The sequence below is a fragment of the Kribbella sp. NPDC004138 genome (genome assembly GCF_053603655.1).
The window spans coordinates 241,885-255,701 of record NZ_JBSGFZ010000007.1 but is presented as its reverse complement, the minus strand read 5'-3'; the positions used below and the strand labels follow the sequence as shown (position 1 = coordinate 255,701).

Below are 13,817 nucleotides of genomic sequence, written 5' to 3'. Positions count from 1 at the left end.
TCGCTTCGCTCCCTGCGCTCCTCAGTCCAGACCGGGAGGCCCCAGGACCGGGCTCCCTCCGCTCGTCAGTCCAGGACGGGAGGCCCCATGACCGCGACCGTGACCGTGCCCGCCGCCAGGGCGACGACAGCGGCGCCGAGACGGCGGATCTGGTCGTACTGGCGGTTCTACCTGGCGCTGTCACCGTTCTACCTCCTGTTCGCGGTGTTCGGGCTGTACCCGATGCTGTCCACGATCGTGCTGGCCTTCCAGCGCTGGGACGGCCTGAGCGCCCGCAGGTTCACCGGGCTGGACAACTTCGCGTTCCTGGTCAAGGACCCGACGTTCTGGCAGTCGCTGGAGAACACCGTCGTCCTGTTCCTGATGTCGACGGTCCCGACGCTGGTGCTCGCGCTGCTGCTCGCGGTGATGCTGCAGTCCGCGGTCCGGTTCACGAACGTGTACCGGATCGCGTATTTCATCCCGAACGTGACGTCGCTGGTCGCGATGGCGATCTTCTTCAGCTCGATCTTCAGCACGAACTTCGGTCTGGTGAACGCCGCCCTGCGGTCGCTCGGCCTCCCGCAGCAGGACTGGCTCGGGCAGCCGTGGGGCATCAAGATCGCGATCTCCACGATGATCGTGTGGCAGTGGGTCGGGTACAACACGCTGATCTACCTGGCCGGGCTGCAGGCGATCCCGAAGGACCAGTACGAGGCCGCCAAGGTCGACGGGGCCGGGGCGGTCCGGACGTTCTTCGCGATCACGTTGCCGCAGCTGCGCCCCGTCGTCCTGTTCACGGTCGTGATGTCGACGATCGGAGGGCTGCAGACGTTCACCGAGCCGCAGGTGATGGTCGGCAACAGCGGCGGCACCGGGCAGAGCGGCATGACCGTGGTGCTGTTCTTCTACCGCGCCGCGTTCCTGGACAACGACTACGGATACGCCGCGGCGATCGCGCTCAGCATCTTCGCGCTGGTGCTGTTGTTCACGGCCATCAACTGGCGGATCTTCCGCGGACGGGGTGAGGATCGATGACCCGGTACCGGCTGCGCGGTCTCGCGCTGCACGCGGCGCTCGTCCTGGCGCTGCTGGTGTTCATGTTCCCGTTCGTGTGGACGATCCTGATGGCGTCGAACACGACCGCGGACATCTACCGCTTCCCGCCCAAGCTGACGTTCGGCGGGCATTTCGGGGAGAACGTCCGGCAGGTGCTGGAGAACGTCGCGTTCTTCCAGTCGATGGCGAACACCGTGGTCGTGGCGGTCTCCACCACGCTGCTGGTGCTGTTCTTCGACTCGCTCGCGGCGTTCACGTTCGCGAAGTTCCGGTTCCCGGGGCGGAACGCTCTGTTCGTGATCCTGCTGGCGACGATGCTGCTGCCGGCGCAACTGGCCGCCGTACCGCAGTTCCAGACGATGGCACTGCTCGGCTGGGTCGGTTCGCTGAAGGCGCTGATCATTCCCGGCGCGGCGAACGCGTTCGGCATCTTCTGGATGCGGCAGTACTTCCAGAACTCGATCCACAACGAGCTGGTCGAGGCCGCGACGCTGGACGGCTGCGGCTTCTTCGGCACGTACTGGCACGTCGCGCTGCCGTCCGCGCGGCCGGCGCTGGCGTTCCTCGGCATCTTCACGTTCGTCGGCTCCTGGAACGACTACATGTGGCCGCTGATCGTGCTGACCAACCCGGACCACGTGACGCTGCAGGTCGCCCTGTCGACGCTGAACCGCTCGCACGGTGTGGACTACAGCATGGTGATGACCGGTGCGCTGATGGCGATGGTCCCGCTGGTGATCGTCTTCGCGATCTTCGCCCGCCAATTCATCAAGGGTGCGACGGAAGGCGCAGTCCGCGGCTGAGCACGCCGGCGATGATCAGTAGGTTGCCGAGCAGCGCGACGACGAAGACGGACGGGGTGTCCGCCTGGGTTGCGGCAGGGATCACGGAGAGGATGCCGATCAGGGCGTACGTCGTCACGGTCGCGCTGAGCCAGTTGCCGGCGTCGGAGCCCCATTTCGACGCCAAGGCGAACCAGCCGAGCGCGACCGCGACGAGTGGCTCCAGCGCGGCCAGCATTGTGACGTGGAAGAAGGACACACCGCTGGAGTCCTGCAACAGCGCGCTGAGCATCAAGAGCACGCCCCCTGCGATCACCAGGACCGCCGCTACTCGTGGGACGGGCCACAGCGGCAGCCGGTCAGGCCGGTAGTAGAACAGCAGTACGGCGGCCAGCACCACGGCGATCGCGCCGGTCAGTAGCCACGCGGTGGTCTCGTCGGTCCAGATGCCGAAGAGCTTCACGCTCTCGCTGGACGAGATGCCGCCGACAAGGATCAGCACGCCGTCCTCGAGGATCGCGGCGAGACATCCCGCGAGGACGCCGAGGACGACAGACCGCGCGGACCGGGCCGCCAGGCTCGCGAGCAGGATCGCGAACGACGAGACGATGATCGGGTCCCCCGAGCTGCGGTACACGTACCAGCCGGTGTCATCGTCGACCCAGAGCTTGCGCGAGTTGGCCTGCCCGGGCCAGTTCAGGTAGATGAGCAGCCCGGCACCGACCACCAGTACGCCGACGATCCACCACGGAACCTGGTGCGACGGTGACGGTGTGCGCCGCGGTGGCTCGGGGACCGGCGCGGGCTCGGGCGACGGCTCGGGCTCCGGTTCCGGCGGGCGCGGCGGCGGTTCGGACTCGGTGTCCGGCAACGTCAGGTGGACCGGGATCGTCCGCTCGCCGGTCGGTCCGCTGACGATCAACGTCGCTTCGCTCCCGCCGGAGGCGTCGGCACGAACCGTGATGACGTCGCCGTCCTGCTGGACCTTCAGCCACTCCACGCTCGACGTCGCGACCGCGGTCTGCACGATCGGCGGACCTTCGAGCCGTACTTCGGCACCCTCCGGGCCGAGGTCGAGCGCCTCGGGTGTCACCCGCGGAACGGCCTCCTCGAGCGCCTCCGCCGCGGCCATCGCGACCCGTCGGCTGTCGTCGTTCACCATCGGCTGCAGCGCCTGCCAAGCGGCGTACGCCTGGCCCAGATCGGCGCCGGCGAGGCGCTCGCGCAGGTAGTCGACCACGCCGAACCTTGCCGCCGGCAACGGGCTCTCCAGCGCCGCGACCAGCTCCGGCGCCAACGGCGTCGGCGTGATCCGGCGGATCCGGCTGCGTGCGATCAGGAGTTCGCCCTGGGCGCCGAACGTCCACATCTGCGGGTTCTGGTTCGGCGTCACCCGATGGACCCGGTCCGTCACATACCCGACCAGTTCGGTGAGGCCGACCCAGCCGTCGCCGTCCCGGTCCGCCTCGCCCGTCGTCAGGCCGTCGACCACGGCACCGGTGAAGACCGACGGGACCGGCGTCGCGTCCGTCGCCAGTTGTCCGCCCTCGAACGCGTACTCCATCGCGCTCGACGCCGTCACCACGACCCGGCCACGGCCGCCGCCGACATCGGCCTGCCCCGCGAACGCATCCCGTACCTGCGCCTCGCCGGCCGCACGCACGACCATGCCGCGCGGGAACGCGCCGCCGTAGCAGCAGTCCAGGAACAGGGCGATCCGCTGCGCCCGGCTGTCCGACATCTGCCGGTTGACGAAGTCGGCGGCCACCGCTGTCGACGCCAGCCGGGCCGGTTTGGTGTCCGCGACCGCCAGGAACAGTTCGCCGGCCGCGTTCTTCAGGCCGTGGCAGGAGAAGTGCAGCAGCAACAGGTCTTCGGGCTGCCGGTCGGCGAAGAAGTCCTCGACCGCGACCCGGATCTCCTGCGCGGACTCGTTGCGCAGGACCCGGACCTCGAACCCGCCCACCGACGGGTCCGCCAGCGTCTCGGCCAGTGCGGCCGCGTCGTGCGCCGGTGCGACCAGGCTGCGCAGTCCCGGATCGTCGTAATGATCGTTGGCCACCACGAGGGCGATACGCGCGCCGGACATGTCACACGTCCGCTCCGGCGTGCCGTCGGACGAAGGTGTCGATGAGCTGTTGCTGCATCTCGTCGGAGGCGCCGGTGAGCTCGATCACGTCGCCGTCGATCGTGACCTTGACCGATCGCCCGCCGCTGGATCTGCGCAGCCACTCGCGGATCACCCCGACGACCCCGCCGATCGCCTGCAGTCCGGGCGCCAGCGAAACGCTCAGCACGCCGGCCACCGCGGCGAGTCCGCCTTTCGAACCCGGCGGCGCCTCGCCCTCGGCGTACGGCTCGACCGACCGGACGTCGAGCATCAGCAACTCCTGGCGCAGCAGCAGCGCCAGTACCTCGAGCCGTTCGGTGTCCACACTCTCGTCGACGACCTCGACCCGGACCTCCCCAGCCATGGCCCCTCCCCACCCCCAGGCCGCTGCTCCAACAATGCGGCCGTTGCGGGTCCGGCCACAAGCCATCGACAACGTAGGCTTCGGGAACTGGATCGTGCGCGGCGACGTCGGAGGGACACATGACAGGCAAGCGGGGGCGGGTGATCGGCCGGATCGCACCCGGCATCGTCGGCGAGGTGATGCTGCCGGTCCGGGGTGCCACCGAGGCCTTCTACGCTTACCCGGCGACCGACGAGGTGCTCGAGGTGGGGACGCAGGTGGTCGTGGTCGACTTCGACCCGCCCCGCACCGTGTACGTCGCTCGCGCCCTTTAATTGACGTTCCCTTGGAGGGGAAATGCTCTGGACGTACCTGATCATCGCGGCGGTCGCGGTGGTCGTCCTTCTGATCCTGTTCCGGATGGTCTGGCGGGTGGCGGAGCCGAACGAGGCGCTGATCATCTCCGGCCTCGGCGCGCACTCGAGCACCGACCAGGTCAACGAGACCCTCGGATTCAAGATCGTCGTCGGCCGCGGCACCGCGGTGCTGCCCGGCTTCCAGACGGTACGGCGGTTGCCGCTGGACATCCGTGCGACGCCGCTGACCGTGACCTGCGTGTCCAGCCAGGGCATCCCGCTGCACATCAAGGGCGTCACGGCCTACAAGGTCGGTGACGACTACGGCTCGATCGCGAACGCGGCCCGGCGGTTCCTGGAGCAGAGCGACGAGCAGGTGATGGGCACCATCCACGAGCTGTTCGCGGGTCACCTGCGGGCGATCGTCGGCTCCACCACGGTCGAGGAGATGCTGCACGACCGGGAGACGCTGACCACCAACATCCGCGGCTCGCTGGCCGGGGACATGGAGAAGCTCGGCCTGGTGGTGGACTCGCTGCAGATCCAGGAGATCGACGACGAGTCCGGCTACATCAAGAACCTCGGCCGTCCGCAGGCCGCCGCCGTCGAGGCCGCGGCCCGGATCGCCCAGGCCGAGCGGGACCGGGAGGCGACCGAGCGCGAGCAGGCCGCCGCCGCCCAGAAAGCCGCGGCTGTCCGGGAGAGCTCGATCGCCCAGGCCGGTTACCAGGCCGAGGTCGACCAGGCGAAGTCGAAGGCCTCGCAGTCCGGCCCGCTGGCCGAGGCGCTGGCCCGCCAGGAGGTCGTCGTCGCCGAGACCGAGACCGCCAAGCTGAACGCGTCGCTGGCCGAGAAGCAGCTGGAGTCGTCGGTGCTGAAGCCGGCCGACGCCGAGGCGTACCGGCAGCGCACGCTGGCCCAGGCCGCCCGGGACGCGCAGATCGCGGCCGCCGAGGCGAACGCCCGCGAGGTCCAGCTCCGCGGTGAGGCGCAGGCGAAGGCCACCGAGCTCACCGGTAAGGCCGAGGCGTCCGCGGTGCAGGCCAAGGCGATGGCCGAGGCCGCCGGTATCAAGGCGCGCGCCGAGGCGCTGGCCACCAACACCGAGGCCGTCGTCGCGCAGCAGCTGGCCGAGGCCTACCCGGAGATCGTCTCCGCGGCCGCCGGCTCGTTCGAGAAGGTCGGCAACATGGTGGTTCTGAACGGTGCCCAGGGCATCGAGGACACCCTGGTGAAGACGATCACGATGGGCGGCTCCGGCTTCGCGCTGGCCAAGCAGTTGATCGACTCGCTGGCCACGAAGAAGGACCAGACCCCCAAGCTGGAGCCGGTGGCCGACGAGTCGGCCTGACAATTAACCACAGACGCAAACCGTTGAAGGTTGCTGCTTGACGGCTGACACTGAGCCTCATGCCGCCCAGAAGAATCCTCGCAGTACTCGCCGCGTTCCTGCTCGGCGCCGCCGCCCTGGTGGCGGTGCCGACGCAGGCGCAGGCCGCGCCGAACTTCAAGGCCCCGTTCCCGTGTGGCCAACGCTGGACCTACAGCCACCACTCCGGTGAGGTCCGCCGCGCACTCGACTTCGTCCGCGCCGACGGCGGGACGACGAACGGTACGCCGGTGCTCGCGTCCGCCGGCGGTACGGCGTACCGCTACTCGCAGCCGAGCGGCGCCGGCAACTACATCGCCATCGAGCACGGCGGCGGCTGGAAGACCTACTACTTCCACCTGTCCGCGTACTCGGTGGCCGACGGCCAGCAGGTCTCGCAGGGCCAGCAGATCGGAGTCACCGGCAGCACCGGCAACTCCACCGGCCCGCACATCCACTACGAGCAGCTGCTCAACGGCATAGGGCAGAACATCGTCATCAACGGGTCGGCACTGGCCTACCCGGGCTCGTACGGCTCCTACTTCCTCACCAGCGACAACGGCTGCTCCGGCCCGGGCAAGAACTACATGACCTGGGGCTCCGGCGTGAACGTCCGCTCCGACGCGCATTTGAGCTCGCCAGTCGTGACCACGCTGGCCGGACCGACGTCGGTGTGGGTGCTCTGCCAGAAGCAGGGCGACACCGTGAACGCCGAGGGCTACACCAACAACTGGTGGTCCAAGCTGCGTGACCAGAACGGGTTCATCAGCAACATCTACATCGACGACCCGAACGCGCAGCTACCTGGCGTACCGATCTGCTGAACCAGTGGGATCCCCTTGCGTGCAAGGGGATCCCACTGCCGTTCAGGCGGTGTGCAACGTCAGGCCGTACGCCTGCAGGATCTCGTTGACCGGCTGGAACCACGTCTCGCCACCGCTGCTGCAGTTGCCCCAGCCGCCGGACGTGACGCCTTGCGCCTGGTCACCGGTGATGAACGACCCACCGGAGTCACCACCCTCGGCGCAGACGCTGGTCTTGGTCGCTCCGTAGAACAGCTGACCGTTGCCGTAGTTCACGGTCTCGTTCTTGGCCAGGATCGTGCCGCAGTGCCAGTGTGTGGTCGAACCGCTCCGGCAGACCGACGAGCCGATCGGCGCCTCCCACGAGCCGCGGACCAACTGGTCGCTCACCTGTCCCCAGCCGAGGACGACCGGCACGGTCCACCAGCCATAGCCGGTGGCCACCCACGCGTAGTCGTTGCCGGGGAACGACCAGCCACGGAACGAGCCCTGGTCGGAGCCGTCCCAGCCGCGCACGATGCCGCTCCGGCCGCAGTGGCCGGCCGTGACGTACCCGCCGTACACCGAGAAGCCGATCGAGCAGCGGATGTTGCTGACGTAGTACGGGTCGCCGCCGACCGTCCCGGCCGCGAAGGTGCGCGGGGCCTGCGCCGCGACCTCCTTGACCGTCACCGCACCGGCCTTGGCGACCTTGGTGACGAACGCGTCGACGGCCGCGGAACGCTTGCCTGCTTGGACGTTGACCACCACGCTGCCGGTCCGCGGGTCAGCTGCCCACCCGCTGACCGCAGCCGGCACTGCCTTGCCGGCCAGCTTGTCGACGGCAGCCTTCCGCTGGTCCAGGGCCTTCGCCGGCACGGGTACGGCGGCCACTTGCGCGCCGGTTGCACGTACCGCGGCAGTACGCGCGGAGCCGACCACGCCAACAACCAGCTTCTGCGTGGCGGTGTCGTACCAGGCGCCGCCGTACGCGGCACCGGCTGCTTTCTGGGCCGCGGGCAACAGCTTCGCCGCGGAGGTCTCGGCTGCCAGCCGTTGCTGCATCTGCTGCTCGGTCAGCCCGAAGTCGCGTTGCATTGCCGCGGACTGGCCGGGCACGGCCAGAGGCTCGGCCAGCGCCTGCGCGGGCACAGTCAGGACAGCCGCCGTGAGTACGGCGGCCAGGAGGACCTTCATCTGAACTCTCCTCACCTAGGGGCGGTTCGGTGGATGAGAGCGCTCTCAGGTCGAGAGTGGCCTACGTTGTCAGGCGCGTCAAGGGTTCACAGGCCGAGGTAGGCGAGAACGGCGAGGACGCGGCGGTGACCGGAGTCCGTCGGCGGCAGGTCGAGTTTGAGGAACACGTTGCCGACGTGCTTGTGCACCGCGCCGTCGGAGATGACGAGCTTCTCCCCGATCGCCGTGTTGCCGAGGCCTTCGGCCATCAGCGCGAGCACTTCGCGTTCCCGCGGCGTCAGCCGGTCCAGCGGGCTGCTCCGCTTCACCATGAGCTGGCTGACCACCTCAGGGTCCAGCACAGTCCCGCCGGCCGCGACCCGCCGTACCGCCTCCAGGAACTCGTCGACGCGAGACACCCGGTCCTTCAGCAGGTAGCCGACGCCTTCGCTGCCGGCCGCGAGCAGCTCGGCGGCGTACACCTCCTCGACGTACTGCGAGAACACCAGCACCGGAAGCCCCGGCCGCACCCGGCGCGCCTCGATCGCCGCGCGCAGGCCCTCGTCGGTAAAGGTCGGGGGCAGCCGTACGTCGACGACCGCGATGTCCACCGGGTGCTCCTCGACCGCCTTGGCGAACTCGTCCGCGTCGGTGGCGACGGCGACGACCTGGAAGCCGGAGTTGTCGAGCAGCAGACTGAGGCCTTCGGCGAGGATCGGGTTGTCCTCGAGGATGATCACCCGCACGGAAGGATCACCTCGACGGTGGTCGGCCCGCCGATCGGGCTCTGCAGCTCCATCTGACCGTCGATCGCCTGCACGCGATGGAGCATGCCATGCAGTCCGCTCCCCCGGCCCAGCAGGTCGGACTGCGCACCGAACTGGGCATTGACCCGGGCTCCGCCGATCCCGTCGTCGGTGACCGCCAGGTAGAGCTCGGGACCCCGCCGTTCGAGCTGGATGTCGACATGCCCCGCCGCACTGTGCTTCGTGATGTTGGTGAGCGACTCCGCGACGACGAAGTACGCAGCGGCCTCGACTGCTGCCGGGACCTCGCCCAGCGCACCGATGCGGAGCTCGACCGGCAGCGGACACCGGGCGGCCAGTGCCGACACCGCTCCGGCCAGACCGCGGTCCGCAAGGATCGGCGGGTACATCGTCCGCAGTACGCCGCGCAGCTCGGTCATGGCCTGCTCTGCGCCGTCACGGGCGTCGTCCAGCAGCTTGGCGGCCTTCTCGGGATCCTCAGCCATGGTCTGCTTCGCGATGCCGATCCGCATGGCCAGAGACACCAGCTGGGCCTGCGTCCCGTCGTGCAGGTCGCGCTCGATCCGGCGCAGCTCGGCACCGTGCGAGTCGACAGCACCTGCCCTGCTCTTGGTGAGCTCCTCGACGCGCTGCGCCAGCCTGGCCGTCTCCAGCTGGTCCGGGCTGGGCGCGAGCAACCGGAGCGCCGCCTTGGCGTGACCGCGAGCCAGAGCGGGCGCGACCCGCCCCAGGAACCACAGACTGGCTCCGACCTGCAGCGGGCCGAGTGTGAGCGCCTCGAACCAGTTGTCGACGCCGAGACCCATCAGGCTGAAGTTGCCCGGGTCGAGCCACCACAGCAGCATGCCGGCGATCGCCGCCGGCGCACCGACCACCGCGATAACGGCCACGAGCAGCTCGGGGATCATCGCTACTGGCATCAGCAGGCAGCGCAGGCTGCGCTTGAACGACTTGTCCCGGAACAGCGTCGTGACGTCGCCGGGCTGCCGCGGCAGGGCCGGCGGCAATTCCTCGGCCTGTGGGATGCCGAGGTACTTCGCCGCCCGGTACCGCTCGCTGTTGGCGAGCTTCACCAGGCCGGCGGTGACACCCGGGATGATCCAGCCGAGCAGCAGGCTGATCGGTGTTGCGGCCAGCAACGTGACCGACTTCAGGTACCGGATCACCAGATAGCCGGCGGCCGGACCACCCCGGGAGAGGATCTTCGTGAGCATGCACCTATCCTGCGGCACAGCGGCAGCCGCAGTCGGTACAGCAGGCTCTACCTTTCGCCGTCTAGCAGTCCGGTACGCCGGGGAGCTTCTGGTTCGGGTCGTCGATGTAGATGTTGGTCATGTAGCCGTGCTGATCGCGCAGCTTGGCCCACCAGTTGTTGGTGTAGCCGTTGGCGGTCACCGTGTCGCCCTGGACCTGGCACTCGACGAACACCTGGGTCGGGCCGGGTAGCGTGGTGACGACCGACGCGGACAGCTTCGGCGCCGAGCGGACGTTGACGCCGCTGCCCCAGGTGGTGAAGTTGTACTCCGGCGGGTTCGGGTCGCCGCCGTTCACCAACTGCATGTAGTAGTCCCAGTTCCAGTTGGGCCCCGGGTCGGTGTGATCGTTGTTCGGCATCTCGCTGTGGCCCTTGATGTGGGCCCGGTCCTTCGGGATGCCCCGCCGGTCGGCGATGTTGCGAGTCAGGGCGGCCGACGAACGGTACATCGCGTCGGTGAACCAGGACGGCTGGTCGACGTACCCTTCGTGCTCGATGCCGATCGTGTACGGGTTCTCGGTCCGGACGTGCCACGCGGTGTCCTTCTCGGCCACCATCTGGGTGACCTCCCCGTCGCTGGAGCGGACCACGTAGTGCGCGCTGACCTGTGCCGACGGGTTCTTGAACCAGCTGATCGTGCCGGCGTACGAGCCCTGGGTCACGTGGATCACGATCGTGGTGATCGCCGCGGTCCGTCCGACGCGGTAGTTGCTGGTGCTGGCCGGGTTCCAGATCGCGCCCGGGTAGTCGACGGCCGCGGTCCCGAGCGGAGCGGCCTTCGCGTACGCGCCGCGGTCCGGGGTGACCGCCTTCGGGTCTGTCGAGACGCCCGCGGTACGGACGCCGCGCGCGATGATCCGGTAGACCTCGTCGGTGTAGAGCCGCGCGGTCGACGCGTCGGCGGAGTGCGAGTACTTGGCGATCACGCCGTACCACTGAGCGAGATCGCCGCGGTCGGTCAGCTTGGCCTGATCGGCGTACGAGTCGAGGACGGCGGCGGCGCCGAGGACGTTCGAGGTGTCGTCCTTGGACAGCGTCGCGACCGGCAGACCGGTCAGCTTGCTTGCCTCGGACATCGTCTTGTTCACGTTGTTGGCGGCCAGGTGCATCACGCCGTAGCCGTTCGCCTGGCTCGGTGTGCCGTCGTGGCCGTCGAGGTGCGTCTCGGCGAACCCGACGCCGACGAGCACCTCGCGCGGTACCTCGTACTTCGCGGAGGCGGCCCGGAACGCGGAGGCGAGCTCCGACTCGGACGGCGGCTGGGCCGCATTGCTCGGCAGAGCCGTCAAGGCCAGTGCGCCGACGGCCAGGAATGCGGGTATCAGGGCGGTTTTACCCATCGGGGCGGTTCCTTCCCGTGTCTGGTCCGCCGAGGGGCGTCGGCGGTCCCGAGAGCCACGCTAAGGGAAGATCTTCCGCTGATTCCAGTGTTTGAGTGAATTTCTTCCCGTCACCGGGAGAAGATCACGCTTCCACGCAGCGCGATCAGACGCGGGTGGGTCAGCACGGCCGGATTCGCCCGCGGGTCCTCGTCGTAGACGACCAGATCGGCCGGATCGCCGGGGCCGAGCTCGCTCGGTGCGCCCAGCCAGGCCCGGGCCGCCCACGACCCCGCGGCGAGCGCCTGCTCCCCCGACATGCCGATCTCGGTCAGCGCCTGGATCTCCTGTGCCACCAGGCCGTGCCCGAGAACACCGCCCGCGTCGGTCCCCGCATAGATGGGGACGCCGGCCTCGAACGCGTCCCGCAAACGGTGCAGGCGGCGCTCATACAGGTCACGCATGTGGGCCGAGTACGCCGGGAACTTGGCCGCGGCCTGCTCGGCGTACTGCGGGAAGTGTTCGAGCTGGATCATCGTCGGTACGACGGCCACCTGGCGCTCGGCCATCCCGGCGAGCAGCCCGGGCTCGATCCCGGTGCCGTGCTCGAGGCAGTCGATGCCCGCGGCCAGTAGATCCGGGAGGGCGTGCTCGCCGAACACGTGCGCGGTCACCCGGGCGCCGAGCTCGTGGGCGCGGGCGATCGCGGCGTTCAGCGCCTCGGCCGGCCAGCACGGGGTCAGGTCGCCGGCGTCGCGGTCGATCCAGTCGCCGACCAGCTTGACCCAGCCGTCGCCGCGCCGGGCCTCCTGCTCGACGTACGCGACCAGTTCCTCCGGCTCGATCTCCCAGCCGTAGTTGCGGATGTACCGCTTCGAGCGGGCGATGTGCCGGCCGGCCCGGATGATCTTCGGCAGGTCCGCACGGTCGTCGATCCAGCGGGTGTCCACCGGCGAGCCGGCGTCCCGGACGAGCAGCGCACCGGCCTCCCGGTCGGCGATCGCTTGCTGCTCCTGGATCTCCCGGTCGACGCCGCCGTGCTGGTCGAGGCCGATGTGACAGTGCGCGTCGACCAGGCCGGGCACGATCCAGCCGCCGGTGTGCACGGTCGTCACATCAGCAGCGGTGGGCCGGTCGACGACCAGCCCACCGCTGAGGTGGATCTCCTGCTGCTCACCAGCCGGCAGCACCGTGCCGACGAGCCTCAAAACCGTCATACGGCTGACGGTATCCGGCGAGGCGCCGCCGGTGCGAGCTACCCGGTGCGAGCTACCCGTGCGAGCTACCCGTGCGAGCCGCCGCCCGGCGTGCAGGTCGGCGTGGTCGTCTCGTTGCCGGCGCACGGGGTCCCGGACGGGGTCTCCGTCGGGGTCGCCGTCGGCGTCGGGGTCGGGGTGGGGGTCGGAGTCGGGGTGGGCGTCGGCGACGGGGTCTTCGTCGGCGTCCTGGTGGGGGTCTTGGTCGGGGTCTTCGTCGGCGTCCTGGTCGGAGTGTCGGTCGGCGTCCCGGCCGGCTTCGGCACCGTTGTCCGGTCGTCCGGCGTGGACGTCGGCACCACCGGCGGCTGTGTCGTCGGCACCGCGGTCGGCGTCGGCGTCGGCGTCGTGGTGTCGTCCGGAACGTCCGGCACCTGGCGCGGGTCGACCCGGCGCTCGGCGTTGCCGTTCGTCTTCGCGGTCGAGATGTTGCCCTTCGCATTCGGCACGAGGACCGCGTTCTTGCTGTAGACGCGCATCCACTTCAGCACCGTGGCGACGAAGTCCTTGGAGTGCTGGTACCGCAGCAGGGCGGCGACGAGGTCGCGCGGCCGGCGCAGGTCGTCGCCCTCGGCGCAGAGCACTACGGCGACCGTGGTGACCGCGTCGTACACGTTGTTCGGGTTGCGGTAGCCGTCGCCGTTGCCGTCGGCCCCGAACTCGTCCCAGACCTGCGGGATGATCTGCATCGGCCCGACGGCCCGGTCCCAGGTCTGGTCGGCGTCGAACTTGCCCTTGTCGCTGTCGGTGATCCGGCCGTTGCCGTGGCGGCCGTTCAGCACCGGGCCGAGGATCCGGCCGCGGGTGGTGCCGGCCACGTCGACGCGGCCGCCGCTCGCGTGGTCGGACTCGACCTTGCCGATCCCGGCCAGCAACGGCCAGGTCAGCCCACAGTTCGGCCGGACGACCGCGAGGTTGGCGGTGGCGCGGCGGTAGGCGGGGAACACCCCGCGCGGGATGCCGTTCACGGCTCCCGGCCGCCCGGGACGCACGACCGAGCGGCCGTCGGTGGCCCCCTGCACGGGGACGTCGTCGCGGGCAGGTTTGTCGGATCCGAGCCGGCCGTCCACACCGGGACGCTGCGGCACGATCATCGTCAGCTCGTCGAACTCGCCGCTGTTCAGCCCGGCCCCGGGTGACGGGGCGACCGGGCTGCCCGCCTCGAGCGGTCCGGAGGCACCGGCTCCCCCCGAGGCGACGGTCACGATGGCCCCGACCAGGAGCGGGGCCGTACACAAAGAAGCGATGATGATTTTGACCCGAC

General features: G+C 69.5%; 13 protein-coding genes. 5 read left to right on the top strand and 8 right to left on the bottom strand.

Annotated elements, in window-relative coordinates; translation table 11 throughout:
- Positions 1-87 precede the first annotated feature (87 nt).
- A complete protein-coding gene (locus ACWEOO_RS12430; protein ID WP_452143018.1) occupies positions 88-1,017 on the top strand; it encodes a carbohydrate ABC transporter permease in 930 nt (309 codons plus the stop codon).
- Entirely contained in the window at positions 1,014-1,841 is an 828-nt protein-coding gene (locus tag ACWEOO_RS12425) for a carbohydrate ABC transporter permease (RefSeq protein ID WP_355483564.1), read from the top strand. The genes ACWEOO_RS12430 and ACWEOO_RS12425 overlap by 4 nt, the downstream gene beginning before the upstream one ends.
- On the opposite strand, the gene ACWEOO_RS12420 is transcribed toward ACWEOO_RS12425, so the two are convergent.
- Positions 1,807-3,909 (bottom strand): caspase, EACC1-associated type, encoded by a 2,103-nt coding sequence (locus tag ACWEOO_RS12420; RefSeq protein WP_452143017.1) that lies wholly within the window; start codon positions 3,907-3,909, stop codon positions 1,807-1,809. The genes ACWEOO_RS12425 and ACWEOO_RS12420 overlap by 35 nt on opposite strands.
- Before the next feature lies 1 nt (position 3,910).
- Positions 3,911-4,294, bottom strand: a complete 384-nt coding sequence (locus tag ACWEOO_RS12415; RefSeq protein WP_452143016.1) for a hypothetical protein — start codon at positions 4,292-4,294, stop codon at positions 3,911-3,913.
- A 119-nt stretch (positions 4,295-4,413) separates the two neighbouring features.
- On the opposite strand from ACWEOO_RS12415, the gene ACWEOO_RS12410 reads away from it, so the two are divergent.
- The 3 genes from ACWEOO_RS12410 to ACWEOO_RS12400 are packed head-to-tail and all read left to right on the top strand — an operon-like array spanning position 4,414 to position 6,822.
- A complete protein-coding gene (locus tag ACWEOO_RS12410) occupies positions 4,414-4,608 on the top strand; it encodes a hypothetical protein (protein ID WP_359930765.1) in 195 nt (64 codons plus the stop codon).
- Between the two features lie 22 nt (positions 4,609-4,630).
- A complete protein-coding gene (locus ACWEOO_RS12405) occupies positions 4,631-5,980 on the top strand; it encodes a flotillin family protein (RefSeq protein ID WP_359930762.1) in 1,350 nt (449 codons plus the stop codon).
- Between the two features lie 59 nt (positions 5,981-6,039).
- Positions 6,040-6,822: a peptidoglycan DD-metalloendopeptidase family protein gene (locus ACWEOO_RS12400; protein WP_452143015.1), complete on the top strand. Its 783-nt coding sequence runs from the start codon at positions 6,040-6,042 to the stop codon at positions 6,820-6,822.
- 42 nt (positions 6,823-6,864) lie between these two features.
- On the opposite strand, the gene ACWEOO_RS12395 is transcribed toward ACWEOO_RS12400, so the two are convergent.
- The 6 genes from ACWEOO_RS12395 to ACWEOO_RS12370 all read right to left on the bottom strand — a co-directional run bounded on the left by ACWEOO_RS12395 (position 6,865) and on the right by ACWEOO_RS12370 (position 13,758).
- Positions 6,865-7,977, bottom strand: a complete 1,113-nt coding sequence (locus ACWEOO_RS12395; RefSeq protein ID WP_452143014.1) for an alpha-lytic protease prodomain-containing protein — start codon at positions 7,975-7,977, stop codon at positions 6,865-6,867.
- Positions 7,978-8,063: 86 nt separating this feature from the next.
- Complete coding sequence (locus ACWEOO_RS12390) at positions 8,064-8,702, bottom strand: response regulator (RefSeq protein ID WP_452143013.1); 639 nt, start codon at positions 8,700-8,702, stop codon at positions 8,064-8,066.
- Positions 8,693-9,937, bottom strand: a complete 1,245-nt coding sequence (locus tag ACWEOO_RS12385; RefSeq protein WP_452143012.1) for a sensor histidine kinase — start codon at positions 9,935-9,937, stop codon at positions 8,693-8,695. Before ACWEOO_RS12385 ends, ACWEOO_RS12390 begins: the two co-directional genes overlap by 10 nt.
- Positions 9,938-9,998: 61 nt before the next feature.
- Positions 9,999-11,318, bottom strand: coding sequence for an N-acetylmuramoyl-L-alanine amidase (locus ACWEOO_RS12380; protein ID WP_452143011.1), 1,320 nt, complete (start codon positions 11,316-11,318; stop codon positions 9,999-10,001).
- A gap of 110 nt (positions 11,319-11,428) precedes the next feature.
- Complete coding sequence (locus ACWEOO_RS12375; protein ID WP_452143010.1) at positions 11,429-12,514, bottom strand: amidohydrolase family protein; 1,086 nt, start codon at positions 12,512-12,514, stop codon at positions 11,429-11,431.
- 65 nt (positions 12,515-12,579) lie between these two features.
- The gene (locus tag ACWEOO_RS12370; protein WP_452143009.1) at positions 12,580-13,758 is read right to left on the bottom strand and encodes a lytic transglycosylase domain-containing protein; all 1,179 of its coding nucleotides are present in this window, start codon (positions 13,756-13,758) and stop codon (positions 12,580-12,582) included.
- Positions 13,759-13,817 lie beyond the last annotated feature (59 nt).

Bases quoted from the DNA above. Each gene is read 5' to 3' on its own strand.
- ACWEOO_RS12430 (WP_452143018.1), top strand. From the start codon at position 88: ATGACCGCGACCGTGACCGTGCCCGCCGCCAGGGCGACGACAGCGGCG.
- ACWEOO_RS12425 (WP_355483564.1), top strand. From the start codon at position 1,014: ATGACCCGGTACCGGCTGCGCGGTCTCGCGCTGCACGCGGCGCTCGTC.
- ACWEOO_RS12420 (WP_452143017.1), bottom strand. From the start codon at position 3,909: ATGTCCGGCGCGCGTATCGCCCTCGTGGTGGCCAACGATCATTACGAC.
- ACWEOO_RS12415 (WP_452143016.1), bottom strand. From the start codon at position 4,294: ATGGCTGGGGAGGTCCGGGTCGAGGTCGTCGACGAGAGTGTGGACACC.
- ACWEOO_RS12410 (WP_359930765.1), top strand. From the start codon at position 4,414: ATGACAGGCAAGCGGGGGCGGGTGATCGGCCGGATCGCACCCGGCATC.
- ACWEOO_RS12405 (WP_359930762.1), top strand. From the start codon at position 4,631: ATGCTCTGGACGTACCTGATCATCGCGGCGGTCGCGGTGGTCGTCCTT.
- ACWEOO_RS12400 (WP_452143015.1), top strand. From the start codon at position 6,040: ATGCCGCCCAGAAGAATCCTCGCAGTACTCGCCGCGTTCCTGCTCGGC.
- ACWEOO_RS12395 (WP_452143014.1), bottom strand. From the start codon at position 7,977: ATGAAGGTCCTCCTGGCCGCCGTACTCACGGCGGCTGTCCTGACTGTG.
- ACWEOO_RS12385 (WP_452143012.1), bottom strand. From the start codon at position 9,937: ATGCTCACGAAGATCCTCTCCCGGGGTGGTCCGGCCGCCGGCTATCTG.
- ACWEOO_RS12380 (WP_452143011.1), bottom strand. From the start codon at position 11,318: ATGGGTAAAACCGCCCTGATACCCGCATTCCTGGCCGTCGGCGCACTG.
- ACWEOO_RS12375 (WP_452143010.1), bottom strand. From the start codon at position 12,514: ATGACGGTTTTGAGGCTCGTCGGCACGGTGCTGCCGGCTGGTGAGCAG.